Source organism: Corallincola luteus, assembly GCF_004336975.1.
GTDB classification, from domain to species: Bacteria; Pseudomonadota; Gammaproteobacteria; order Enterobacterales; family Neiellaceae; genus Corallincola; species Corallincola holothuriorum.
Genome location: NZ_SJXE01000001.1, coordinates 979,685 through 1,005,757, shown reverse-complemented (window position 1 = coordinate 1,005,757; position 26,073 = coordinate 979,685). Strand labels below are relative to the sequence as shown.

The 26,073-nt window shown below is 49.9% G+C and carries 23 protein-coding genes; 3 read left to right on the top strand and 20 right to left on the bottom strand.

Features of this window, described 5'->3' with window-relative positions; genetic code table 11:
* The first annotated feature begins 5 nt into the window (after nucleotides 1–5).
* The gene (locus EZV61_RS04410; RefSeq protein WP_131414464.1) at nucleotides 6–512 is read left to right on the top strand and encodes a hypothetical protein; all 507 of its coding nucleotides are present in this window, start codon (nucleotides 6–8) and stop codon (nucleotides 510–512) included.
* Nucleotides 513–595: 83 nt separating this feature from the next.
* On the opposite strand, the gene EZV61_RS04405 is transcribed toward EZV61_RS04410, so the two are convergent.
* From EZV61_RS04405 to EZV61_RS04360, 10 genes are all read right to left on the bottom strand, one after another.
* A complete protein-coding gene (locus tag EZV61_RS04405) occupies nucleotides 596–988 on the bottom strand; it encodes a DUF3192 domain-containing protein (protein ID WP_114338720.1) in 393 nt (130 codons plus the stop codon).
* 230 nt (nucleotides 989–1,218) lie between these two features.
* Nucleotides 1,219–1,578 (bottom strand): MmcQ/YjbR family DNA-binding protein, encoded by a 360-nt coding sequence (locus tag EZV61_RS04400; RefSeq protein WP_130566710.1) that lies wholly within the window; start codon nucleotides 1,576–1,578, stop codon nucleotides 1,219–1,221.
* A gap of 25 nt (nucleotides 1,579–1,603) precedes the next feature.
* Nucleotides 1,604–1,921 carry a CPCC family cysteine-rich protein gene (locus EZV61_RS04395; protein ID WP_131414463.1) on the bottom strand — a complete coding sequence of 106 codons (318 nt, stop codon included), beginning with the start codon at nucleotides 1,919–1,921 and terminating at the stop codon, nucleotides 1,604–1,606.
* A gap of 81 nt (nucleotides 1,922–2,002) precedes the next feature.
* Complete coding sequence (locus tag EZV61_RS04390) at nucleotides 2,003–2,434, bottom strand: GFA family protein (RefSeq protein ID WP_114338734.1); 432 nt, start codon at nucleotides 2,432–2,434, stop codon at nucleotides 2,003–2,005.
* Between the two features lie 279 nt (nucleotides 2,435–2,713).
* Nucleotides 2,714–3,520: a nucleotidyltransferase domain-containing protein gene (locus EZV61_RS04385; protein ID WP_114338735.1), complete on the bottom strand. Its 807-nt coding sequence runs from the start codon at nucleotides 3,518–3,520 to the stop codon at nucleotides 2,714–2,716.
* Between the two features lie 46 nt (nucleotides 3,521–3,566).
* Nucleotides 3,567–3,827, bottom strand: a complete 261-nt coding sequence (locus tag EZV61_RS04380) for a DUF5062 family protein (RefSeq protein ID WP_114338736.1) — start codon at nucleotides 3,825–3,827, stop codon at nucleotides 3,567–3,569.
* A 167-nt stretch (nucleotides 3,828–3,994) separates the two neighbouring features.
* On the bottom strand, nucleotides 3,995–4,564 hold the full coding sequence (locus EZV61_RS04375) for a DUF1415 domain-containing protein (protein WP_131414462.1): 570 nt from the start codon (nucleotides 4,562–4,564) through the stop codon (nucleotides 3,995–3,997).
* Nucleotides 4,561–4,926 (bottom strand): hypothetical protein, encoded by a 366-nt coding sequence (locus tag EZV61_RS04370; protein WP_114338738.1) that lies wholly within the window; start codon nucleotides 4,924–4,926, stop codon nucleotides 4,561–4,563. Before EZV61_RS04370 ends, EZV61_RS04375 begins: the two co-directional genes overlap by 4 nt.
* A complete protein-coding gene (locus EZV61_RS04365) occupies nucleotides 4,923–5,276 on the bottom strand; it encodes a DUF2956 domain-containing protein (RefSeq protein WP_131414461.1) in 354 nt (117 codons plus the stop codon). The genes EZV61_RS04370 and EZV61_RS04365 overlap by 4 nt, the downstream gene beginning before the upstream one ends.
* A 112-nt stretch (nucleotides 5,277–5,388) precedes the next feature.
* Nucleotides 5,389–6,420, bottom strand: coding sequence for a DUF2157 domain-containing protein (locus EZV61_RS04360; protein WP_130566607.1), 1,032 nt, complete (start codon nucleotides 6,418–6,420; stop codon nucleotides 5,389–5,391).
* A 203-nt stretch (nucleotides 6,421–6,623) separates the two neighbouring features.
* On the opposite strand from EZV61_RS04360, the gene EZV61_RS04355 reads away from it, so the two are divergent.
* Nucleotides 6,624–7,385 carry a BUD32 family EKC/KEOPS complex subunit gene (locus EZV61_RS04355; RefSeq protein ID WP_131414460.1) on the top strand — a complete coding sequence of 254 codons (762 nt, stop codon included), beginning with the start codon at nucleotides 6,624–6,626 and terminating at the stop codon, nucleotides 7,383–7,385.
* A gap of 20 nt (nucleotides 7,386–7,405) precedes the next feature.
* On the opposite strand, the gene EZV61_RS04350 is transcribed toward EZV61_RS04355, so the two are convergent.
* From EZV61_RS04350 to yciA, 3 genes are all read right to left on the bottom strand, one after another.
* On the bottom strand, nucleotides 7,406–7,828 hold the full coding sequence (locus tag EZV61_RS04350; RefSeq protein ID WP_114338742.1) for a 3TM-type holin: 423 nt from the start codon (nucleotides 7,826–7,828) through the stop codon (nucleotides 7,406–7,408).
* 37 nt (nucleotides 7,829–7,865) lie between these two features.
* Nucleotides 7,866–9,146, bottom strand: coding sequence for an N-acetylmuramidase domain-containing protein (locus EZV61_RS04345; protein WP_131414459.1), 1,281 nt, complete (start codon nucleotides 9,144–9,146; stop codon nucleotides 7,866–7,868).
* A gap of 230 nt (nucleotides 9,147–9,376) precedes the next feature.
* On the bottom strand, nucleotides 9,377–9,799 hold the full coding sequence (gene yciA / locus EZV61_RS04340; protein WP_114338842.1) for an acyl-CoA thioester hydrolase YciA: 423 nt from the start codon (nucleotides 9,797–9,799) through the stop codon (nucleotides 9,377–9,379).
* 184 nt (nucleotides 9,800–9,983) lie between these two features.
* Here yciA and EZV61_RS04335 point away from each other — a divergent pair, with 184 nt between their 5' ends.
* Entirely contained in the window at nucleotides 9,984–11,486 is a 1,503-nt protein-coding gene (locus EZV61_RS04335) for an FGGY family carbohydrate kinase (RefSeq protein ID WP_131414458.1), read from the top strand.
* Here EZV61_RS04335 and EZV61_RS04330 read toward each other — a convergent pair.
* The 7 genes from EZV61_RS04330 to EZV61_RS04300 all read right to left on the bottom strand — a co-directional run bounded on the left by EZV61_RS04330 (nucleotide 11,377) and on the right by EZV61_RS04300 (nucleotide 25,759).
* Nucleotides 11,377–12,588, bottom strand: coding sequence for a glycerol-3-phosphate dehydrogenase/oxidase (locus EZV61_RS04330; RefSeq protein WP_131414457.1), 1,212 nt, complete (start codon nucleotides 12,586–12,588; stop codon nucleotides 11,377–11,379). The two genes, EZV61_RS04335 and EZV61_RS04330, sit on opposite strands and share 110 nt — an antisense overlap.
* Nucleotides 12,589–12,596: 8 nt before the next feature.
* The gene (locus EZV61_RS04325; RefSeq protein ID WP_165569527.1) at nucleotides 12,597–13,304 is read right to left on the bottom strand and encodes a glycerophosphodiester phosphodiesterase family protein; all 708 of its coding nucleotides are present in this window, start codon (nucleotides 13,302–13,304) and stop codon (nucleotides 12,597–12,599) included.
* A gap of 32 nt (nucleotides 13,305–13,336) precedes the next feature.
* Entirely contained in the window at nucleotides 13,337–14,533 is a 1,197-nt protein-coding gene (locus EZV61_RS04320) for a cyclic di-GMP phosphodiesterase (RefSeq protein ID WP_130566601.1), read from the bottom strand.
* A 139-nt stretch (nucleotides 14,534–14,672) separates the two neighbouring features.
* On the bottom strand, nucleotides 14,673–15,251 hold the full coding sequence (locus EZV61_RS04315) for a DUF805 domain-containing protein (RefSeq protein ID WP_165419319.1): 579 nt from the start codon (nucleotides 15,249–15,251) through the stop codon (nucleotides 14,673–14,675).
* A 186-nt stretch (nucleotides 15,252–15,437) separates the two neighbouring features.
* Nucleotides 15,438–15,830, bottom strand: coding sequence for a transmembrane 220 family protein (locus tag EZV61_RS04310; protein WP_130566599.1), 393 nt, complete (start codon nucleotides 15,828–15,830; stop codon nucleotides 15,438–15,440).
* A 111-nt stretch (nucleotides 15,831–15,941) separates the two neighbouring features.
* A complete protein-coding gene (locus EZV61_RS04305; protein ID WP_131414455.1) occupies nucleotides 15,942–17,264 on the bottom strand; it encodes a DUF1552 domain-containing protein in 1,323 nt (440 codons plus the stop codon).
* Between the two features lie 14 nt (nucleotides 17,265–17,278).
* Nucleotides 17,279–25,759 carry a starch-binding protein gene (locus tag EZV61_RS04300; protein WP_131414454.1) on the bottom strand — a complete coding sequence of 2,827 codons (8,481 nt, stop codon included), beginning with the start codon at nucleotides 25,757–25,759 and terminating at the stop codon, nucleotides 17,279–17,281.
* Between the last annotated feature and the right edge of the window lie 314 nt (nucleotides 25,760–26,073).

Here is a 26,073-nt window from a genome sequence, read left to right as displayed (position 1 = left end):
AAGTAATGCCTTTCACACCATTTCATATGGGGCCGGGGCTGCTTATCAAGGCTCTGTTTCAAGGCAGCTTCAGCCTGATGGTGTTTGGCTGGAGTCAGATTGTTATGGATATCCAGCCCCTCATTGTCTTACTGACGGGAGAGGGGCACCTGCACGGTTTTAGCCATACATTAATTGGCGCCAGCCTGCTCTCCACCCTGTCTTGTGTCAGCGGTAAATACCTTGGCGAGTGGGGGCTCCGTTTGCTCGCTTTGCGCTCGCGCTCTGCACCCCATTTACCCATTAGCTGGCCAGTTGCTGCGACATCAGCAGCGATAGGCTGCTACAGCCACGTACTGTTGGATGCGCTGATGCATGGTGATCTGCAACCTTGGTGGCCGATATCTCTCGAAAATCCGATATTGGGCATGATATCGGCGGCAACCTTACACCAGGCATGCCTCTACGCTGGTCTATTGGGGACTGCTGGATTGGTTGTTGTTAACTACTGGCAAAAGAGGTCCACTCAGTAACGAAACTGTCGCTGTGCCGCCGTTAACTGAGCAGCAGCTTAAGAGCCGAAATTGTGCGGTGATCATCGATGGAGCTTTTCTCACTACAATGCATCGATATAACGCTTATAAGTCCCCTCACCGAATGCGACCAACTCACCATTTTTAAACAACAAAGGCGTGCATTCATCCTTGGTCGTTTTGGCGTCCGAGCTGACATGTTGGGTACGGTAGAATACAACTTGATAGGTATAGTCTTCGAACGTGATCGCCTCGGCGATATCCGGTGCGCCAAGCTCCTCTATGATTGTGGATTGTAGTATTGGTGTGTCTAGGCTGAGACTGTTTATGTAATTACGGTTATAAACCTGCCGATCTTCCCAATCCATATTTTCAGGATAACTGCCCATCACTTTATCCCAGGAATACACACCCAGCCCGTAAACCAGTAGGCCAGCAATGACGATTTTTCCAAGTATGCGATTGTCTTTGTTCATGGCCATCCTTACTGCGCTCTGCAACTATTACCTGTCTCCCATTTTAGATTACAGGGTCTCGCCCAGATTGCACTGGCTAACCCCGGCTAAAATGTTTCAAATTAAAACAAACGCCAACCCAGCCCTTTCAAAACAGCACGCGCCATGAATATGAAAAGGAGTGATTACTCATCAGGACGTTCAATTGTAATGTAATTGAGTGCCTAGATAAGGCTGGTCGATTCAGGGTTTCAGTCAGCCAATAACCCAATTTGCTGCTTCTTAGGCAAGGTCGCGACGACTAAACTGAATGAGTTATCAATCATTCTAGACAGCTCACCTTGCGGTACACTGCCGTCGCATATCACGGTATTCCAATGCTTTTTATTCATATGGTATCCCGGGATCACCGAGGGGTAGATATCCCGCAATGCGCAGGCTTCGTCGGGATCGCATTTCAAATTTAATCTCACCACGCCCTCTTCGATGCCAAACAGAGCAAACATCTTGTTGCGCACTTTGAACACGGCGACATCATCGCCAAATGGAAATGACTCGGTTACATCTGGCTTCGCCAATAGGTATTGGCGAAGCGCTTTCGGTTGGTCCAGGTTTGCCAATTAAAGCTCCTTTTTGCTAGCTGCTAAATCGCTCTTTGGGTACCACCACTGGGCGCTGTATATGCTGGAACATGCTGCGTTTGCTTTCCGCTAGTACATGTTTTTTCATTGACGGGTAACAGGCGCCGATGGCAAGAAAATTAATCCGTGCATCAGCCAGTGCCATTCCCAGATTAGCTGATGACGCTTCACGCTCATCAAGTAATGGTTCATCTTCCCAATAACAGACGGGGCAGATCTCATATCGATCACGTTGGTCGAGAGTAAAGTAATCACAGCAGGGACACTGCAAAAGCAACTGCGGGCATGTTGCTTGGTCGGCATTACGAGTCATCTGGAGCCTCCTGTTGAAGATCGCATTGTTATAAAACTGACTAGCGCGAATTGCCTGATACCACCAACTATTCAGGTGATATCAGCGTCTCTCCTCCTCTGATTGAGATAAGGGCTCAGTACCACTGTCACCGCCATATTTTGGCAGCGCATCGGTATCGGTGAGCCAGGGAACATGAGAATCAAAATAGACATGGGCGCTGACCGGGCGGTCTATCGGCTCTTGCATTGCCGCCAGAGCGATGTGTAACTCACCGGGCCAACGTTCGGAACGAAAAAAGAGTGTACTACCGCAGGTACTACAGAAACCGCGCTGGGCATTTTCGGAAGAATCAAACCAACGCAGCGTATTGTCTTCATGCATCAACTTAACTTGCTGCGCAGATACGCCAAACCAGGTCACAAAGGCTGCGCCATGCGCCTGACGACAGCGGCTACAATGGCAATGTGCGCTCCACTTGGTGGGCGACGACACCTCAAACGCAATAGCACCACATAAACATTGTCCGTACATGCCAGCTCCCTAAACCCATTGGCAATATCTTCATAAGATTGCCAAAGAAGTGTCTTAGGTCGATTCCGTTACGATTTAAGTTAGACGAAACTCAACGCCGACGGTAGCTTTTTTTATTGGCTTTGGGTTGACGGCTGAAACGCAGCAACAAGTTTGTGCTTTGGTCACGCAGTTCTCGCGTTCACAGCGAACGCCAACAACAAAAAAGCCCGGCCTAGATGGTCGGGCTGATTGCGAGAGCGACTTATCGCATAAAGTAAGGCGTCTCAGCGCTACGAGTTATTTCAACCCTTCTTGCTCTAACAAGGTTTGCAACGCGATAGTCATTCGCTCAACCACAGCGAGTAGCTCCTCGCCTCCCGTGGCTGCACCTTCCAACAACTGCTGCAAATCATCTTGTAGACCGACAGGGAACTTGTTCCCCTTGGCTAACAGCAGTGACAACATGCGCTTCTCGCCGGGGTGGGGGATCTCATTGACCGCAAACAACATGTCAAAATAGGCAGCTAACATCTCGGCGATACGATGATTGACACTGATCCTGTCTTCTCGTTTCAGCGCTTTTTTCAGCTGATGATAGTAAGCAGGGATCTGCGCTTTCATCAATGGAAAGCACTTATCGACAATGGCCTGCTTTAACAGTGGCGGGTATGGCACGTTAAAACGCGACTGCAACTCAGTCGCCTTACCGGTGCGATCAAACAGGATCTTTGAATCGAGTAAATTGGCCCAAAAACAGGTGGTGTAGCCAACACCGACCTGATGAAGTTCAACCACGCGACTTAGCTCGCCTTCCAGCCACTCCAGGCCGCGATAGATAAGCTCGATCTCGACGCCGTCATTGAGCACGCCATCATCTTCTGTTTCCCAGAACTGATTGTTTAGCTCCATCATCTGACAATGACGATCGGTAATCGCCTTACGTTGCTCTACCGGCAGAGCGCGATTGAGGTAAACGTACACATCATAATCTGAATCGGGATCCGCACGCTCCGCGCCACGGGAGCCCGCCAGTAAAATAGCATCCACTTGCGGTAATTCGGAGAATTCCCGGATTAAGTCATTAAAGCAGTCTGAATATGCCATGGTCGTCCTTAAAGTCGTTGGCTTGATCATCAAATTAAAATTGGCATTACTGCAGCAGGGGGTGCTCTGGCGGTAGTTTTTTCATCACCCAAACGGCCAATCGATGACGCAAAGACTGGGCATCTTCTTGGTCTTCAGGAAGTGGCGTCACCAAGCCATCGGATACTAACAGGCGATAGATACACTCGATTTTTTCTTTCGCGTGCGCCGTTTCTGGAAAATCTGAAAAGCCGCGATTGACCGCATAATTCTGGCCAACCTTCAAAGCAAGCTTCACCAACTGTTGTTCATTTTTTAGCTTCTTCAAGGGCCTCTCCATCCGCAGTTGTGCAGTTCCTATATGAGCCAGATGCTCACGATTGCACGCAGCATAGCGGAACTCGCCAATGACAAGTTAGTACCCATGTCAAAAAATGGTGCACCAGGGATGGAATTAGCCAACGCTTAAATAGTTAGCAACACAACGACCATGAGCTAGTAGAGATAAGCAAACAACTCACGCTTCTGCTGCTCAGTGAGATCACTGACACAACGGATATTACGCTCTGGGATCTGCTCAGGGTTGGGATAGTGACGCAACACCCTTTCCATCTGTTCTTCGCGGATCAGATGTAAGATCGGATACGGTGCGCGGTTGGTGAGGTTTTCGGCATCATCAGGGGCTGCGCCGGCAAAGCAGTAATCAGGATGGAAGCTGGCAATCTGATAAATGCCGTCGCGGTCATATTGTTCAAGTAAACCTTCAGCAATATCCAGATATTGATTGTATTCATCAAAGCGTTGCAGCATCTCCGGGATAACCAGAAGCGACGTTTCTAACTGCTCCACCGGAGACTCATCCAGCAAGATCATCTCATCGAGCATGACGTCCGAGAGCCCAGCGTGGGAGGTGGCTGTCGTCACCTGGATCCGCACAGCTCCACGACGACTTGGCGCGGCAGCAAATGGGCACAGGTTAAGCCCAATAACCACCTGCTGCAGCCAATGCTCAACGGCCTTGGTAATAACTCCGGTCTGAGGGTGCGCAGCGACGGTGTCCGTCATCCCTTCTCCCCCTGCGCCAGTTGTTTATCTTTCGCTCGCCCCAACAGGTAGCCATCAACTGCAGCAAATATCCAGCAGGCCAGCAGCAGCCACAATGCCCAGCTCATCCAAGCCTCTTCGGGGGCATAGATCGCCTGCCGCACCGACTCGGTGATCAGCTGCATATCCGGCATGATGCCTGTTCGGGTAAAAGGCTCCAGCGCTTCTAATGCCAATGACACCGCATTGATACACACGGCTGTCACCAGCACCACCACCAACGTCATTACTACGTATCCACGGATCGGCTTACCGAGCTGCACTTGTGCCAACCCAGGCAAAACCACGCCCGAAACCAATAACGCTTGTGTTGCATGCTTCATCCATTAGCTCCCAACGAATGAAACAGATAAGCGCCCATACTTAACCAAGACAGCAACAGTAATATCCAAGGTAGCGGGTGTTGACGGTACCCTGACTTAGCCTCATCTGGACTTGCACTATCAGCCAGGTCGGCCGAGGCGTCACTGCGTTTGGCCCTTTTCTTACGTTTGTCCTGCTCTCTCAACTTGGCTTTATGTTGCTTCTTATAGAGCTCGATCCCTTTTTGGATCCCTTGAGCAATCAATTTTGTCTGTTCTTTGGTTTGTCCGGGCCTTTGGGTCGCTTTTGCTAACGAGTCCGATTCTTGAACAGTCTCGGAGGAAGGCCCTCCTTTTTTATACTTAGTCATTACATCGCTCAACTAATACTTGGCTGACATTATCCGTCTAATCTACCCAACCAGCGTAGCGCTGTGAAGTTGCGCTTCCCACAACTGCGGCCTGCCAACCAAAGTTGTTTTATCACTGTCGTAAGTGGCTTAAATATTTCGTCACCGTGTTAGGCAAGTGCTGCCAACAATAATCGATAACTCCCGCTTCATGTTTTTGCCAAAGGATCCCCAGGTAAACCACACAACCTCCTAATCCAGTTAATGCCAGCGGAAAAAGCCAACTGTCTTGAAATACATCGCTGGCCAAATGCCCGAGATATAAGCAACACCCCAACGCACCACAAACAACAAAGATACGCCTCATCAACACTATACCAACCACCATCATACTTAAGTTTATCAGCAGGTAGGTGACGGTCTCCCACTGCTCCCCATCTCCGAGCGCGGTGAGCCCCAACCAAAACGAAATGGTGCCCAGCATATACAACCAGAAAGAGTAATCCTGATGAGAGCGGTTCTTGATATCTATGACGAGTGCCAGCAACAGCATTATCACACCAGCCCATAATGAAGCCAGTACTCGGAAGTCCCAATCATTTGAGTTATCGGAACTTACAATCGCCAAATACACCAACGAATACCATAGCGTCACGGTCATGGGCATGACCACAAATGGATAACGAAAGCGCCATACCAACACCAGCCCCATCACCAAAGCGGAAAGTGACAAAGAAAGAAAAAGCCACTCTGTCGACCACTGATGTTCACGATAAAGCGTATGGTCTGGCCACAAGCCTAGAGCTTGCTGCAAACCATAAAAAACCATCGGCGTCACCACCACGATAAAGGCGCCACAAATACCAGCGGCAGTAGACTGTTGCTCTGCGGCAAACCGCCTTAACAACCAAAAAGCGACCGCCATGTAGCAAAAGCTGACCACTGAGAAGCCAAGACCACCGAACGTCTCTTCTGCCAAGATGACAAAAATCACCATGGCGCCAATAGCGATAAGGCCGCCGAAGTAGTAAAGAAGGTGCGTGAAACTAAATTCTGCTTTGTCACGTTGGCTGTTCAGCAAAAAGGACCACAATGCATCCACCTGATCGCTCGAAACAATATCGGCGTGCGCCGCATCCTTTAAATTCTGTTTAGATATTCTCATATTTGTTCCAAAAAGCGCGTCATGTTGCCTCACATCAAAGCAATGAACGAAGCACGGAACCCATCGTTCAAAAGAGGGTCGATACACTACTCAACACTCATGTGCCGTACCAATCAATGAAATACCATACTAACAAAATAAGAAAATTGCCTTGCTTCAACAGTTACTTAAAATCAATAAGCCAGAATAGCGAAAGTGATGAGTTGGTCCGTTCATTTCAAGTCAACGGTCAGCGGTTCTGGCTCAAGCGTGCAGGCGAAGATAAACATCGTTGGTACCATCGGATGCTTCCACTATTGTCTAGAGGAAAACTGAAAGGCTGGTTAAATAGCCATGCCAATATCCCACCCAATGCGCGCCTGTTCGGCGAACTAAAGCGCTTACTTGCCTTATCCTTACAAGGTCTACCTGTGGTTCAAATCACCAGTTTCACCGACCATAGTTTCATCACTAAAGATGCTGGCGTTGATGCGAAAACCATACTAGAGCAAAGCGCAGAGAAACGAGAAATTGTCAGCCAACTATTTGATGCGCTGGGGACTCTTCACCAAGCGGGTGTCGTTCATGGCCGCCCGGCCCTAAGAGATATCGCCATCAGTGCCAGCAGAAAAGTAACCTTTTTAGACTTTGAAGAGAGCCCAACTCAAACCACGCCAGAGCTAATGGCTAGGGATGCCATCATACTCATCAATGAGTGTCATCGGATCCCTGACCTTACTGCAAGCGATATTCAAGCAGGGGTAGCTAAGTGGCGAATGAAGACTAACCGCTCAACATGGCATGCAATGTGCTCTGCAACGTGGTGGCTATTGGCGTTGTTAAGTGTTCCCGCCAAACTATCGGCCCGTTGGAGTCAGAAACCTCGTAAACAGCGATTATGGCGTGCCCTTGCCACGCTGTCACGATTAACCAAAAGCCCTTTACCTAACCACTTTTTTGCAAGAGGTTTGCCCTTCGGCTTCTGACATTAGAGCAGGATAAAAGACTAGCCTTTAGCGTCTGAGCTGCCCGCATTACGTTTATTCACCACTTGTGCGGTTATCTTCTCGGCAGAGCGACCTGCAACGTACCCTCCAAGACCGATCTGCAATAGCAGCCAGGCCTCGTCAGCTAAACGAAACGCCAACAAATCAAAGCTATCCAGCACCACGAGTGCCAAAAACGTTAGCATGGTGATCGGTCGCCAGTTCCGCTGCAGCCACGATTGCCCCGTCGCTTCCGCTTGCACAATCGACGCCTGGTTGTCTAACAGCTTGGTCTCATAATCCAAGACTTTGCCAAGAAATTCATTTTCTACCTGACGCAGCTGACGACGCATGGTCAGCTTTTCTTCTTCACTGGTATGTAGCTCATCCACCAGCTTGGTGGCCGGTTCGAAGATGCTACTGATAAAACTTAAAATGCTCATGGGGCTCTCCTTGCTACGCTATTACTACTGAATTGAATTAACTGAACTGCTGCTTAAATGCTTGGTAGTGGCGACTGATAGCCGCCCCATAAAACGCCTTCTGACCACTGCCGTTGTAGTAACCGGCAAAACGTTCAAAATCGAGTTGTTGCAAGCTTTGGAGCATTGCCGGAGAAAAGAAGGCGAACATGCCATCGATCTGTCGATCAACATCAATACAGAACTCTGCAAACATCTGCTGTACCGTGGCATAGCCAAGGGTTTGATAATGAAACCCCATGATCTGCGGCGCGCCCATACTGATCGAAAGTAACGCTGCGGTATCATCCAAATTGCGAGCAAAACTAAGCAGTTGCCACTCTTTTTCTTGATTACCGTGAAAGCTCTGCCAAGGATCTTGCCGCGATGCACGCCACTGATGGCCTTTCCACACTTTGTCTTTTGCGTAAACAAAATGGGCGTTGAATATATCCGGGTTAGAACGTCCCCAATATTTCCAAAACTTGTGGTTTTCAAACCGAATAATCATACGATCTTGATTGCTTGGCTCGAAGCCTTTGCCGCCGCTTTCTACACAGATCACGGCAACCACGGTGGCAACATCCAGTTGATGTTCGCTGGCCATCAACTTGAGCGCTGGCCCGAACTTCTGCCAAGCATTGACGACAGCCATCTGTTCTTTGGAATGGGATGCCACTGGCGCAGCGACGGGTTGCTGCATCTCTAGCTGCTGTTCGCTGAGAGGTTGAAGGTAGCGGCTGGCGACATATCCCCTTCCCTTAGAAAAAACAATCTCACTCCAGCCATCAAGTTGTCCGGTCACCGACACCAACTGCTGCGCAACGACTTGGCCAATCAACGTGCTGGCAGCGTCAGGTTGGCCACGTACGTTCAACACCGCCGTGATCACTTTTGCCTGAGTAGGCTCAGGGGAAAGATGCAGATCAACGTACTCTGCCAACACGTATCCAGTTGCCTGATTGAAACTCACTTCCAACCAATCGCCATGGGAGCCTTCAACCTCCAACACACTCGCTTTTACCAACGAACCTAAGATCGGCGCATGGCGATCAGGGCGGGAACGAACATTGAGCCGGGAAGCATTGATAACGCCACTCTGTCTCGGTGACGTATCGGCGATACGAAGATATTCTGCGGAGACAAATCCGCTATGCTGCTGATAACGGATCTCATACCAACCATCTCTCTGAGCCAACACCGGCAACACGGCATTGCGATTAACCACGCCCAACTTGCGACCATCGGCAGCAGGACGATCACGCACGTTGAGTCTCTGTGTGTTAACTATACCTATCATGACCAACTCCCTTTGCGGGAGGAAGCAGTTTACGACTGCGAATACTGCTCTTCATCATTGAGCAGTACACTCAGGTGGATACGGCGTCACCTGTGCCGAAGCCATGCTTCCTGTTCCAAGGTGTTTCCTACGCCATCCACAACAGGCGTGATAAGTATCAGTCTAGTCTAAATTTTTGGCAGGCAAACAACCACCTACCGACAATTATCGATTGTCAGATGATTTCGCGACTAGTTCCCACTGGGATAGTTTTCTTTGTCAATTACCTTCTTCTGACCATCGTTGTCGATTGCCACATAGGTAAAGTCCGCTTCCGTCACCTTGATATGGGCACAATCACCATCAGTTGCCCGTAAAATGGGCTCGATCCACACTTCAAGATTGAGCGTCAAAGAGGTATTGCCAATTTTCACGACTGAGCCATAGCAGCCAACAATATCTCCCACCTTAACCGGCTGAATAAACTTAATAGAATTCACCGCCACAGTGACGGTACGACAGCGAGCGATCTCTTTTGCCAAGATCCCACCGGCAATGTCCATTTGCGACATGATCCAACCACCAAATATATCGCCGTTGACATTGGTATCCGCAGGCATCGCCAATGTTCTTAAAATAAGGCTACCCTGAGGCACCGGACAAATTTCGCTCATATCACTCTCGCTCAAAAAAATATTGTAAAAAAAATCAACAGTCACGATAGGGCGCAAACCCAAGCCCTATGCACCAAGTAAGAACACTCTAAAAAGCGCATATTCATTTTGGCCACTTTAGCCCACCACAAAAGGGATAGAAACGGCTACGCTTGTTAGATCTCCATCTACATCAGCAGATATCATGCCGTTATTTCTAATACTCGATCAGGGAGGCCAGAGTGTTCGTGCGCTGGTTGTCGATCATCAGGGAAACGTGGTCACCAGAGCACAACATGCCATTGCCACTCATTATGGTAGCAAAGGTCATATCGAGCAGGATGCTGACGCCATTACCCGTGATATTAAGCAGTGTGCACTACGTGCAGTTCAGAAACTCAGCATCATTCAAAGACAACAACTAAGATCCGCCGGGTTAGTGACTCAACGCGCCAGCCTGCTAGCTGTTAATGCAAACAGCCAGCAAGTGTTAACCCCGGTTATGAGTTGGCAGGATATCCGAGGCGGCGGCAACCTGCGAAAAGTGGCGATAACCACGACGGAGTTGCGCTCAATAACCGGTTTACGCCTCAGCCCCCATTACGGCGTGGCAAAAATGCGTTGGAGCCTGAAACATAACCACGCGGTAAACAAAGCAGCCGAGGCGGATGAGTTGATGTTCACCCCGATAGCCAGCTTTCTTACCCAGCAGCTAACCGGCGGTAAACAGTACCAGACAGATGCTGTCAACGCCTCCCGCACATTACTGATGGATCATATTAATTGCCAATGGTCAGCAGAGTTACTGGAGAAGTTCGCCATTAAGCAGCAATGGCTACCGACCATCTGTGCCAATGACGAGTATTACGGAGAGATACAGCTGGGTAATCTTTCCCTGCCCCTTCACTACGTCAATGGTGATCAAGCAACAGTGTTATTCAGTCGTGGCAAACCATCACCCACCACTTTATCCATTAATGTCGGTACCGGCGCATTTATCTCTCGGGTCACCGATGGCGATGACACTGCACTGCTACGTAGCTTGGTGCACCATGGCAAAGAGCAGTTTCGCGTATTGGAGGGCACAGTAAACGGTGCCGCGACTGCGATCCAACAAGTGATTTCGGAGGTGACGACCAAACAAGGATCACAATCCGATCTCCTCGCCCAGGTTAATGGCCAGCTCAACAACATTCCTCTGTTTCTTAATGGTATTGGTGGTCTTGGTGCTCCCTTTTGGCTACCCGGCTTTAACAGTGAATTTCAACACCCGGAGTCACTAGATGGCGTAACGCCAGTAGCGAAACTGACTGCGGTTATCGAAAGCGTAGCCTTTCTATTGCAGATCATTATCCAACGCCTGTCAGCGCATCCTCCCACCCCCACAAAGATAGAGATATGCGGTGGTCTGAGCCGTCTTGACTACCTTTGCCAAACACTGGCTAATATCAGTGGCATGGAGGTGTTTCGCGAGCAGGAAGTAGAGGGCTCGGCCTTAGGCTGCGCATGGTGGTTAGCGGGATCTCCCGCAGACTGGCGCAATGCAGAAGTAACTAGCCAATTTGTGCCGCAACATGCCCCTGCACTATCGCAAAGGTTTAGCGCTTGGCAGCAGGCGATGCGACAGCGTTTACCGGCGGATAAAGCGGCAATGATGGATAGTCAGCCACAGACTCTCTCGCCCCTAGACGCCTGCAGCTCCAGTTAAGTACGCGGGATGCCGTGTCGCGGTAGGTGGTGAGTTTACCGCCATACACGCTCAACAGATCCGGATGTTGGGGATCGGTGAACAGCAAGGTATCTCGTGGACGAGAAAAGGCGTCACTGTCGAGCTTAGGTAGCACTCTAAGCCCGGCAAAACTTGCTACTGTTTTTGCTTGGTTATTCGGAAAATAATGACGATAAAGCATTTCCAAATAGCAGATCTCCTGAGCTGTCGGGCGGATCTCCTCTGGTAACGTCTGAAAAACAGTTTCCGTGGTTCCCACCATGGTTTGTCCCTGCCAAGGCATCACGAACACGACGCGATGATCCGTTGGTGACTCCAGATAATAGACCTGCGATGGCGCGGGATGATCGAGGATAATATGGGCACCTTGCACCCACTCCACCGACACCTGTTTGCTGTTTGGCGTGACTAAAGAGATCACTTCATTGACCCAGGGGCCAGCGCAGTTCACTACCGCGGCGCAGGTCAATGACTGTTGCTGCACAACCTTGTCTGCAGATAGCAGATCACAATCAATACGATAACCACCATCAACCTGCTGCAACGCCGTCAGTGTCGCAGGGCACAGCAACTCCGCACCACAACGTAAAGCACTTTCCATCACCGCCACGGTTAGTACTTGGTCATCAGTGCTGGCATCCCAATATTGCAAGGCATGACTCACACCATCGCAGTTCAAGCCATCTTTCGCCAGATCCGGTATCGCCAGCTGTTGAAATCGGCCAAGGGGGTCGAACCCTGATAGCAACGCATACAGACCCAAGCCTAAACGCAGGGTGCCTGCCTGACGTTGAGAATGGGGGTAAACAGGAATAACAAAAGGCGTCGGCTTGACCAATTCAGGAGCCAGATGTAACAGCGTTGCTCTGGCCTTTAGTGCTTTCCTCACTAATCCGAACTGCCCGGACTCTAAATACCTAAGCCCACCGTGGATCAATTTGCTGGAGCGGGAAGAGGTTTGGGTGCCAACACCGCTCTTTTCAACCACCAAAGTTTTGTAGCCAGCGGCAGCAAGCGCCTCCGCCACACCGACACCATTGATCCCCGCACCGATAACCACAACGTCATAATCGGTTGCCATGGCGGTGCCTACTTTGCCATCAACTTAGCGGGAAAAAAGCTTTCAATCATAGTGATCCCTCTCCTCGCCAAATCATCCCGCAACGCTTCACTGCCGACCTCATAGATAACCCACTGTGGATGCTGCGTGGTAAAGCACTCCCCCTCTGGAACCCGTTCAATATTGCAAAAGATATACTCTGGGGCGATCTGCTCAATGGTACGGTCCTTTAACCACTCCCAATCCCCTAACACCACCCCCAAACGCTGGCCATGATGGGCGCGAGCGTAGCGTAAGAACGGCAGAGAAAAGCTGATCAGCACGCTTTGTAATAGGATAGGCCGCAATGTCTCCATCAAGGTGTCAAATAGCTGGGCATAACTGAAGCGCTCCAATGCTGCCCTTTTCACTTCGACAAACAACGTGACATCGGGGTGATTCACCAGCTGAGTCACCACCTCGGACAGCAAGGTTAATGGCGCACGGATAGCGGGTAGTCTTTCATGCTCTTCTATCTGCCATTGCTGCAGTGTCGCTATCGGGTAATCAGCGATGGCACCCGGCATGGGGTTGCGCAACAACCGCTTGCAGTCACGATCATGGAACAGCACAGGGACACCGTCACTAGAGAGCTGCACATCGATCTCAAGTAAGCGGCAACCAGAATTAAGCGCTGCTTGAATACTGGCTAACGAGTTTTCCGGCGCGGCAGTACAATCTCCGCGATGGGCAATCACTTGGATAGCAGCCTCCCTCAATGCACTAGGCCTTAAATCAGTACTTGTTTAAAGAACTTCATCAGGTTCAGGTCAAACTGCTGAGGCCGCACCGATGTTTCAATCTCCTCCGAGCAATGCTTATCAGCAAGGTCAATCAGTTTGGGTTCGGTATGGTGATGCTGGCGGGTGCTGTAAAACACCATCACTTTGGGTTGTAGCGGATTAGAAAAATTACCCTGCATCACGATCGCTAACTTGCCACTCTTGAGTTTCACCAAGGTGCCCACCGGATAGATACCGACGCACCGAATAAACTGATTCAAGAGGTCCTGGTCAAACTCTCCCGGCGTACCATTTTTCATGATACTAAACGCCGTCATACTGGTGACTGAATCCTTGTAGGGGCGATCCGACGTCAAGGCATGGTAACAATCAATGATCGCCGCCATCCGCCCATAGATATTGATCTCCTCACCGGCCAGGCCATGGGGATACCCTGAGCCATCCATACGCTCATGGTGGAGTTTGATCACATCGAGCGTCTCACTGGAGATATGCGGTATCGACGACGCGATCTCCCAACTGATATCAACGTGATCTTTCACTAACTCAAACTCTTTTCCCGTCAGTTCGCCGGGCTTATCAATCAACTCCCTGGGGATATGGATCTTGCCGACGTCGTGGAATAGCATCCCCACCGCCAGGTTTTGTATGGTGTCGCGATTAAAATCCATATGGCGTGCGAACAGGGTCATCAGAGTCGAACAGTTAATCGCATGCTGATACAGATATTCATCTTTGTCTTTCATCTGCACCATAAAGCACAAGGCATTTTGGTTGCGGAACACCGAATCTATGAGCTGATCAGCTAAATCTGATGCCTGATCTAAATCGACAGGTTTACCTTCACTGATTTCGGTAAAAAGCCGCTTCTGATAATCTCGCGCTTTCTCATATAGCTTTAACGCCCGTCCCGCCTCTTCATCAAACGAAACATTGTCATACTCAACGGCCTGCGCTGTATCATCCACGGGCTCGTCGGCGGTCTGACTCGCTATTTCACTACGAGTCATATCGACCATTAAGCTGGTAACACCGGCGCGTTTCAGGTTCTCGACAGCAGAAGGGATCCGAACCAGGCCCTGTGTCTTGACCGTCACGCCGCCCTTCTGCGCCAACACATTGACCACAAACATGCCTAGTTCAAGCTCATCGATATCGATGCGCTTCAAAGAGTTATCACCCATTTTAGATCCTTAACTGATGCAGCCTTAGGTAAGCGTAGTTGGTATCGCTAAGAAGTATCTGCGGCGGAGATCAATTATTACTGAAACGGGCGCTGAAAAGTGCCGACGCAAAACACCAGCAATCACCTCTGCAAAAAATCTAAACGCCCAGCACTTTACTGGCAACCACTACGCCAGCTGGCCAAAGCAGAACAGCGATAATCGCCTTTACCCATGAGGGTTTTGCAGGGGGCGTACCATAACTGTTCTTATCCCGTTCTCCTGGCCAGATGAATAGCGCAAAGTTGGGTCCCGGTAAGCAGTAGAAAAAGGCCAACACTATCGGCCAGCCCAGATCTTTCACCCGAGCCATGGTATAGAACCAGCTCAATACGACAGCCACCAACAGTATGATTAGATGTAGCGGTGATGGATCAGCAACACTCATGGTTGCGGAAGATGTAGGATATTGAGAAGTAGCGTTAGGCAGGATCTTCGCCAGCAATATCGGAGCCGCTATCCAGGCAAGAAATGAGTTCAAGATATAGCTGATACGCCCCGCTCTTGGAGTCACCAGCGCAGTTTCCCGGCTTGTTTTTATTTTTTTAGCCACCTTTCCCCCCAGAGATGCTTTGGGCGGCGCAAACAATCTGGCTTCGCAAGTCTCACAGTAACGGCTGGTTTCAATGATGCGTAACTTGTTGGCGGGGAAATTACCGGCACAGGAGGAGCACTTCATATATCTGTCTATGGCATGGTCAACGTCAAGTAATCGAAACACCATAACCGTTTTGGCTAAAAAATCGAATCTGTAATCGTTCGCTTTAAAGTAATAGTTCTAAAAGGCCCTAGCTAAAAACAAAAAAGCCGACACAAAGGTGTCGGCAAAGAATGGCAGTTCAAGAAGTATGAGTTATAAAATCGGCTAAACGATATGGGGCAGCGACTCTTCCTGCGTCTTGTTAACAGGCAGATTCCAAGCGGCAATCAACTGCATAATTGCAGCTATCAGTAATCCAAACGCTTCTCTGGTTTCTTCAATATAGGGGTAGCTAAAGCTCATGCCATTGGTCATCCCCATACCATCACTGTTGAAAAGATACTCGATGATACTGGGTGAGTACCAGGCACAGACGATAAGCGACAGCATCGCCCCAAGCCAGAGAGGCAGCTCTTTACCATAGCCCAACGCCACAGCAACAAAGTTAGCCGAAATAGCCGCATAACCAATAAACCAGATAACACCATCTGGATCATTTAGCTGCACTACCGCAAATAACAAGAATACCAACGCACAACCTGCAGCAAACCAACGCATCTTCCATTACTCCTTTTTGCATTCCGACTACTTGTCGACTTCAGGTCAGTATTCACTCGCGATTAAAAACGGGCGACCAGCAGGCCGCCCAAACCTCACATGCCGCTTACTCTATGCAAGGAAACCAGGAATACCGCCATTACTATTGCCATAATTCGACCAACCTAACCCCATCGCTTTTGCCAAGTCGAGGAACAGGTTAGAACTACCGCGGTTACCGGCATCGACAACCACACCTTGGTTTATCGCACCATTACCACCACCCACAACATATACACCGGGATTTTCCTGCTGGTGGTTACCGCCGCCCATCTCTGACATCATCAGGATCATCGTGGTATCCAACAACGTACCGCCACCGGTAGGATCTTGTCGTGCAGCCAGTTCATCACACAGGTACTTAACCATCATGTTGTACCAACGAGTCTGAGCATCAAACAGATTGTTCTCGTTATGTGAACTTACATGGCTCTTCGTTTCGTTGTAGGTCAGCTTTGGTGGGAAAGCGTAGTCACCCATGTAAGGGTGAATACTTTCAAAGTTAACCTTCAAAGACTCATCTTGAGCCGACATAAACTGGAAGGTAGCAACGCGCGTCAAGTCATACTCCATGGCATAAGCGATATTTCGCATCTGTGCCTGGGCGACCAACTCCGCCTCATCATTGATACCTGTCATACCGACTGAGGGGCGATTTAAGCCACTCAGGTCGAGGTTACTGTTCAATACCCGTTGTAAGTAGTCGAGCGACTCTTCGTGAGTTTGCAACTTAGCGGTCTGCTTGGCATTCAGCGAGTATGTCTGCATCACATCTAAGTTCTCATGCAGAGTTTCTAACACCCGCTTACGGCTTTCAGTGGCGGGATCAGTCTCGCCGCCACTGCCGCCCCCAAGGGAGGCAAAGTACTTGTCGTAGATAGACTGAGGATCATCATTTGGAATGATTTTATTTCCATTTTTATCAGTAAACGGATGATATTCCTTGTCCGTTTTCTGCGATGACCACAGGCCCATGTGCAGATTATTGTTCAGCGTACCGGCATTGAGTGCTTCACCAATGGCCACATCAATGGTCGGCGAATACTCATGCCCGCCCGAAAACACACCGCGACACGCCTCAGGGTGGCCCGAGCTACCGCCATGCCCAATGAAGGACAAGTTCTTAAATGCCACCATGCGATCAGCATAAGGGGCAAGAGGCAGTAATGGACTATTAGCAAGACTAGCCTCATTTAACTGGTCACCATAGCTGTGCCAGCTATCTCGCTTACAGCCGTTGGGGTAAAACACCACAATTAAGCGCTTGGCACTGTTTCCAGCTGCATGTGCTTTGCCTGCCACCAAGAACTGACTGGCAAAGGGTACCGCCATTCCAGCCATAGCTAAGCCACGAAGGAACTCACGACGCTGCATTTTATTCTTTAATACGTTCATCTTTGTCGCCTCCGTTACTTACGCAGTATGTAGTTTTGAGTTTGGGTCATATCAACCATCAACTCGAGAATAGAGCGCTCACTGTCAGCCTGTTTGAACTGGTCGCCAAACACCTGCAAGGTACAGCTATCATCTCGTTCTTCTCGCTGCCCCCGTGTTGCTCTATACCACTGCCGCGCAAAACACGCTTTACCATGTCGACTATCAGCAATCAGGCCTGATAGCTCAGTCATACTGCTGAAGTTGTAGATAGGGTCTGATGCGGTCAGGAAAGTTTCGGCGGATGCCAAACTACCAATGTAGCCACTCGCATCGACAGGCTTAACCGTACCATCGGCTGTCGTTTCGGTCGTTCTGAACAAGCCACGATTATCATAGCTTTCCAAACCAAAACCGATGCCATCTATGTACTGGTGACACGCTGCACAAGGCTCCTGAATATGGGTCTCGAAGCGTTCGCGTACCGTCTTCGATGGATCCGTTACAGGTTTAAGCTCTGCGCCCACAGGTGGTGGCGGGAAGTCCTGACACATTAAGTTGCGACGAACAAACAGACCACGTTTGACCGGGTGAGTCGCCTCACCGTTAGCAGATGCAGCCAGCGTAAAGGCATGCCCCAAGATACCTGCCCTATCTGAGTTATCACCGGTATAGGTCACTTTCTGCCAACCATTGCCGCCTGGCCAAGAGAGGCCATAATGGGCGGCCAGTTCTTGGTTCATATAACTGTAATCAGCCGTCATCAGCTCGTTATAAGAGCCGCCGCTAAATACAATTTCACGAACAAAGTGATGAGTCTCTTCACGCATCGACTCCTTCAGAGATTCACTCACCTGACCGTCGATCTCACGGTTGGTGCCTAACCAGCCTTCAATAAAGCGATCAAAAGCCAACTTCGCTTTATCATCTGCCAGTAAACGCTCCACCTGAACCTGGATCTGACTTGAACTGCTTAGCTGACCTGCGTCGGCAGCACTCATCAGTGTTGCGTCAGGTGTCGTTGCCCAGAAGGTATAACTCAGTAATCCGGCAACTTCATAATCAGTCAACTCGAAGAAACCTTCGCGGTCACCCGAAGTAATCTCTTCACCCACCTCAGAGCGATACAGCATCAGTGGTGACGAGAAGATACCTGTCAACAGTCCTTTATCGCCTTCTGCTGAGTGCAGAGATTTCAATTGAGCAAACTCAGTGGCAGACAAAGGTCGACGGAAAGCGCGTTTACCGAAACTATTGATAATACAGTCAGTTTCACCACTACATTCTGGTGCCAAGTCATTCAAGCTAGTCACCATATCGGCAGCCAGTTCGGCGGCATCTAGGTAGCCCGATACATGCTCGTTAGTAAACACAGCATTGGCGTCAGTTTTGAAACCATTGACGGCAATATCTTGCGGCACTGAGTTCGTCACATTGATGTCGTTAGTCAAACCTAACAGGTCACGAATTGAGTTGTTGTACTCATAAGCGGTGAGCAGACGGAATCCGCGATCAGGTGGCACCATGTCATTCAGACTATCGGCATCACAAAGTTCATCAGGCACCTTATATGCTTCTTCAAACACCATGGCGGCCACTTCTGTTGCACAGTCGCCGACACAGGCACCAACATTCCCTTTCGGCATGCTCACTTCGATATAATCAGCCAGGTCTTCCAGCGTCATACGGCTAGCGATATTGATTAGATTTGGATAACCACCGCCTTCAGAGCCGTGGCAACTTGCGCACATCGCTTGATATTGCTCCCGACCTGCTTTGTGAGTGTCTTCGATGCTCTCAAATACAGCCAACAACGTAAGAGAGACCGTATCTTCGATGACTAACTTGGTTGCCGCACTGTTTGGATCGAGCAGCAATGCAATGCCAGTACCTTCCCAGCCAGAGAAACGCTGCCCTGGGCCTGCGTCGATTGCCACAATATCAGCCACGGTGCCAGGAACGAACAGCTTACTGGTCAGATTGACAGTGCTACCCGGCAGACTGATACGGCCATTTTGCACCTGCACTTGTGTACCGGCAGGTGCGCCATCAACTTCTGGTGTTTGTGCTAACCAAGCATTGTCGGCAAACCACACGTTGGTTGAACCGCGGGTCAGCACCAAGTTGTCAGTCTGACACTCTGCACTGCCACAGTTGAAGATCAGGTTGACGTTATTGCTGCCGCCGAAGAACTCCTCTTTAATCAGCTGACGCTTCCACAAGCCGCCGTACTCTGGCGCCGCTTCCATACTGGTGCCAGGCCAATCGCCCAAGCCTTTGGTTTCGCCACCTTGCGGGCCGTACCAGGTATACATGCTGGCTTCAGCCCAATCCCCTGGCTGCTGGAAGTAGACATAAAAGCCTTCGCCCTGATTTACCACATCAACCGACGTTTCATCGCCCTCAAGGGTGGTGATGGTCAAGGTCGTAGTACCGGCAACACTGCCGCCAGTCACTAAACCAGATGCATCCACAGTGGCAATGTTAGTATCAGCAATGCTCCAGGTGACGTCATAGGTGATACCGTCACGGCTATCCGCTGTTTCGCCAACAGCAACCAGCTGCTGCGTACCACCGGCGAGCAACGTAACAGCACCCGGTACTATGGTTAACGCGTCGTATATACCACTGCTACCGGACTTGGTTGATACGCTACTAAATACCGCTGGCGAGCTGCCTTCGGCATTATTCGCCACAAGTTGATAATAGTAAGCGGTGTCAGCTATCAAGCCTGAATCAACATGGCTAATGGTATCGCTTTCCAGCTCAACCAGTAGCTCCCATGTATCGTTTGGCTGCAGACGACGATAGAGCAGATAGTTGCTTTCATCATCGGCATTATCATTCCAGGTCAGGCTGATTGCCGACGTGGAAAGCGCCAGTGCAGAGAAGTGAGTCGGTTTAGCTGGGCCGTTACCGACCACCAAGGTGATGCTGTCCGAAGCGCCACCGACAGTCGCCATCAAGGTCACTTCACCTTGAGCTAAGGTAGTCAATTGCAAGCTAGCAGCAGAAAATCCACTCACATCAAGAATCGATGGATCACTGGAGTTCCAAATAACTGAGCCCGTTACCGGTGCGGTAAAGCCATTGTCGAACAGGTCGGATACCGACAGACTGACCGTCGCCCCGAGCTCTGGCGTTAATGAAGAGACATTAAGCTGCAAGCCGGTCACAATCGCATTCTGTGCTGATATCCATTGATCAAACAGGCTCAATGCCAGCGGATTGGTATATTTCGAGCCTTTCGGCATACGGTTGCCATCCGTAGTCTGGAATACATACACCACACTGTTTTCCGGGTGGAATGGATCAACCCGGAATAGATCACCACTGGTGGCCACACCAACGATATTTTTGGCACCGATCGGCGTCTCATATCGCAAGTCCATAAAGCCTTCGCTTTGGTGGCAATGGGCACAGTTTGTATCCATGTAAGTGTAAGCGCGTTCGTTTACATCTTCACTGGTATCAGCAGGATCGACATAAGCAGGATACGACGCAGGCCCAGAGATATTCTGATCAAACATACCGATGAAATTAAGCGTACGTAACTGGTTATCGAGCATGTTTGGATACTGCATATCGCCATTTAGCTGGCGGGTAAACATTGCCAACGGCTCTTTGCTTCCGTTACCCACATGACAGCTGGCACATTCGTTACCCGTACGGATCACACGCTCGCGACTCACCAACGCGCCATCTACCCACTCTGTCACATTGATAGTTTCAAACTCAGCCACCAGATCAGCATCAGTATAGGATTCATTCCACTTGTAGTTCGCCGCTTCCCAGCCGGCTTCTTGCTTAAACAGCACCGCGGTATTCAATGGGCGAGTGTTGCCATCAGCATCAATGGTCACTTCAATCTGCTTAACCAAAACCGTACCCACCGGGAATGTCCAGTTACCATCATCGGAGAAGCCGATAACCTGGTCGTTTGGTATCGCCATATAGTGACGAACAATCGAGCCATCGAACCAAGCATCTGAGTTCAGTTCATAAGCGACGACGCCAGAGACAGGGATACGCTGCGCCAGGTCACTAAAGATACCTGTCTGGGACAGCTTAGCTGGCACCACGGCTTGCTCAATATTTTGATCAACCGCTTTATAGATGCGCGAGCTACCATCACCAAATTCAACGCCGTAAGTGGTAATGAATAGGTCTGAGCCATCAAGGCCAGTACCAAACGAGGCGATGTTCTCAGGGAAGGCATCAGACAACACAACTTTCTCTTCACCTTCAGCGATCGACCAGATCAACTTCGAGTTGTAGTCACCAAAGATAAAGCGACCATTCAGTCCTGGGAGGTTACTGCCACGGTAGACAAAACCACCGATAATCGAAGAGCTGCCGGTGTGATAGAAACCGCCAACCGGTGGCACAAAATCACTATTACAGTCAAGATTAGATGTACCGTCGCCACCAAGCGCACCGCGGTTAATCACACCTTCACAGATCGGCCAGCCATAGTTTTGACCCGGCTGAATAATGTTGACCTCTTCATAACCCTGTTGACCCACTTCAGTTTCCCAAAGGGTATATGGCGCAACAGTATCAAACGCCCAGCGCCATGGATTACGGTGACCATAGCTCCAGATCTCATCCAGCACGTTGGGATCACCCACAAATGGGTTATCTCCAGGTACACGGTAGTATTTACCCGCCTCTGGGGTATCCAATACTTCGATGCGGATGATAGAGCCGCGCAGATTATCCGTTTCCTGTGGACTGTTATTAGTACGCGGATCTTCTGGGAATGACTGTGTGGCACTGTGGCCATACGCGCCATCACCAATGCTCAGGTATAAGTAACCTTCAGTTGGATGGAACTGCAGCATGCCACCTTTATGGTCAGGGCCGAACTGCGGCACACGCAATACTTCAGCTTTTGATCCAGCAATAGCCGCCGTCGGATTAGCTGGATTGTCCATGGTCCAACGCTCTAAAATCGCGTCACCATAAACACCACCATCACTAGAATCATCATTCAGACCATAGTTGTAATAAACATAGAAATAGCCGTTGTTAGCAAAGTCGGGATCAAATGCTAAACCAAGCAAACCCTGCTCATGGTTATCACGCACAACACCACGTATGTCGAGTACGGTTTTCACTTCCAGCTGTGTCACATCTTCCCTATTAGGGAAGGCATAAACGCGGCCAGGCTTATCGACGACATAAAGCAGATCGTTGAAGCCGTCATGCAGCACCAACACGGCGGCACCGAATAAGCCCTCTAGGTTAGGAAAAGCATTTTCAAAACCGTAGTTTCCGTTTGACACCTGACCTGAGGTCGGGAAGTTCAACGGCGCCGCTAACAAAGGACGGGAAGCCAAACCATAACCACTGTCCACAACTGAAATAGTAAAGCTATCAGTCGCTGTCTTACCGTCTGTCGCTGTGACGGTAAGGGTGACTGAGAGATCACCTTCATTCGTCAAAGCTGGGGTCGTCACCTGCGCACCATTCAAAGTACCCCAAGCAGAAGACGTCCAGGCGTAGCTGGCAATGTCACCGACGGAACCATCAGCGGAAAGTGTCACCGTGCCATTGATATTGACAGTGCGATCTCCGCCCCCGTTTGCTGACAATGGCGAGGGCACACCACACGCCTCTTCCGTCATCCACTCACCCTGCTTGTAGCAGTTATTGGCGCCAGTAAATACTTGGTCGGTGGTTTGATTGTTGCCTGCGTCACTAAAGATGACGTTACTGCTAACCGCTGCGGCTGAGATATCCAAGAAATACAAGTTATCGCCAAACTCGGTTAACGCTTTACCTGGCCAACCATCACTGACAACTGAACCAGCTGGTGTTTCATTCCAGGTATATGCCGTCGGAGTTGCCCAGCCATCTGCGTTATAAAAGTAGATGGCACGCCCTTCGGGATAGTTGTAATCCTTAGGTTGACCAAATTCACACTGCTCCATGGTTACCCAGGCACCATCTTGATAACAGGGCGCTTCATGGGTGAAGGTTTGGTCCAATGTTTGATTAGCGCCGCTATTACTAAACACCACACCGACAGACTCGACATGGGTACCAAAGTCATGGCTGTACCAATCGCCACCTTCACTGACCAGGGTAACACCAGGCCAAGCCGTATCAGCGACCGATGCTACAGGTACCGCATCGAACAGATGTGCCGTTGGCGTATTGAAGCCTAAATTGTTCTTAAAATAGAGAGTTGAGTTGTCATTCATAGGCACAGTAATCACGGTCACGGTAACCTGTGCGGTCGCCGTTAGCCCGTCATTATCTGTCACCGTCAAGGTCACCACATAGGTACCTGCAGTATCGTAGATCCGGCTGGTTGTTTCGCCAGTTAAAGTGTTACTCCACGCCCAAGAGACAATGTCGCCATCACTATCATAAGACGCTGAACCATCAAAATTGGCCGTATCGCCAGCGTAAATAGTGATATCCGCGCCGGCGTCTGCGATAGGCGCAATTTTCGGCACAACAATTTTGAAGTTACACGCCTCTAATGTGCTCCAGGCACCATTTTGATAGCAGCCCTGGCCGGTAGAATTAAGTTCTGCTCCTTGATTAGCTCCGCTATCACTAAAAATCACATTAACGCTGGAGAGCTCGACAGCGAAATCGTGACAGTAGTAGTCACCCAGCGCCACCATGGTTTTTCCAGGCCAATCACTCGCGGCAAGAGAACCCGCAGGAGCTGCCGCCCAGTAATGGACAGTTGGCGTATTAAAACCAGCCTCATTGTCATAACAGATGCTATTCGCTGCGATATCGATAGGATCGGGATCGACAATGACCGTTTGCCTGGTTGCAGAGATCGCCTGCGTCGCATCATTGAAAGTCACTAAGTAATCACCAGCACCTTCGGTGATCAGGAAGTCTTCAGCAGGATACGCCTCTGTCCAATCAGCAAAACGGGTGATCTTAAAACGTGGGTTATCGGCAGCAAAAGTGGCGTTAACTTCCCACAGTCCGGTCTCACTATTTTGCGCCAGCGCCGTTGTAGCCCAGCCATTGCTGGTGCCACGAAGGTAAGCATTGTCCCAGTTAAAGCCACCACAATCGGTACAAATACCTGTTGAGCTTGCGCCAACATGGATCGCCGACGCAGTAAAGGCTGCCACAGTGAAACTCGCATTCCCTGCCGCATCAACAGTGATCTCGGTACCGTCACACTGCCCTGTATCCTTATCGAAATCGCTATTCACTACATCACAATAAGTGCCAGCAGCCATGCCAGTAGCAAAGCTCTGGTTGATAACGCCTGCTTCACGGTTAATCACCACAAAGCCTTTGCCGCTGCGGCCAAAAGCGATCTGATTGCCGCCATTGTCCCACCAGTTGCTCACAGCAGAGCCCGCAGTAAAGTTACGGAACGACACCATATTGGCGATCGGACGCCAGCGGTGTTCACACTTCCACTGATCCGCAAAACAGTTGAGGTTGTTGCCGTCATGTACCGGAACGCCCGGCGGTCCCATGTCGGTTTGCACCTTGTCGTTAATGTCACCGAACTGGTAACTGGACATCACTTTTGGATAGCCGTAAGGCCAGGCCAACATGTAGACGTTAGCGAGATCGTAAAGCGCGCCATCTTTAAAAGTCAGTACATTGGCACCGCCCGCCCCATGGCCACGCTGATTATCGTGGTTATCGGTAAAGACCACGGCTTTATCGTCGGCCATAAAGCCCCAAGGGCTACCAAAATTGGCTAACCAACTGAGTTGGCCATTCTTAAAGGTATCGCCGATTTTCGCTGAATACTGGAACTCAGTGACATCAGCAAAGCTGGTGTATTCATCGCGGCTGATTTTCTCACCGCCGAGATCAATCACTTCCTGGAAGATATAAACCGGCGCACTCAGCTTCGCTTGGATCGCCTCAACATCGGCGGGCTCCATATGCTTCGCGGCATCAATACGAAAGCCGGTCACACCCAAGCTGATCATCTCGTTCATGTAACCAGCAATAGTATTCCGAACGTCTTCCCGTTCAGTGGCTAAATCAGGCAGGCCAGGAATAGAGCAATTACGTACCCGCCATGCGTTGGTACCGTAATCCTCTGGGGTGATATCACAATTGTTTTGGTGCATCTGCGCTGCACCATAATCAGGATAAGTATTAGGCGAGCTGAAGCTACTACCAGCGGTGCCTGTACCACCGCCGCCGGCCATATGGTTAACCACCGCATCAACGTATATTTCGACACCAACCGCACTACAACGGTTTATCATGTCGATAAATTCAGCCCGTGTACCACTACGACTGTTGTCTATCTTGTAGCTTACAGGCTGATAACGAGTCCACCAGGCATCGCCCTGTACATGCTCATTCGGTGGAGAAACTTGAACCGCCGAAAATCCTTTCGGTCCCAATTCCTCTTCACATTCAATAGCAATATCCTTCCATTGCCACTCGAAAAGATGCACGAAAGCGGTTCGTGGCTCAGCTGCTGCTTGAGCTGAGATGCTCAAGACGCTTGCGCCTACGACGCCAATCAGGCTTTGCCTTATGGTTTTTGGTAACACGGCTGCCTCCTAGCCAAGGTAGCTCAGCCAGGAAGCGGTCCCCATTGGCTAGAGCTTTGTAAGGTACAGGATGTAAAGACGACGGCTTATGTTATCGATATCTTTTTGTGCCGTTTTGTCTTCGCTATTGCACTGTGACGGATCACCAGCAGTACAATTTCCACTCTATTACCGCACAAGAAAGGGGCAATCATGTAGGGTTTTTAACGGCCAATTGCATAGTTTGTGAGCGTTTTCACAAATCTGTTACCGTTATCATTGTAATTTTAACATTCGCTGATGTTCGGCTTGTATTTAAAATCAACTGGTTAGCG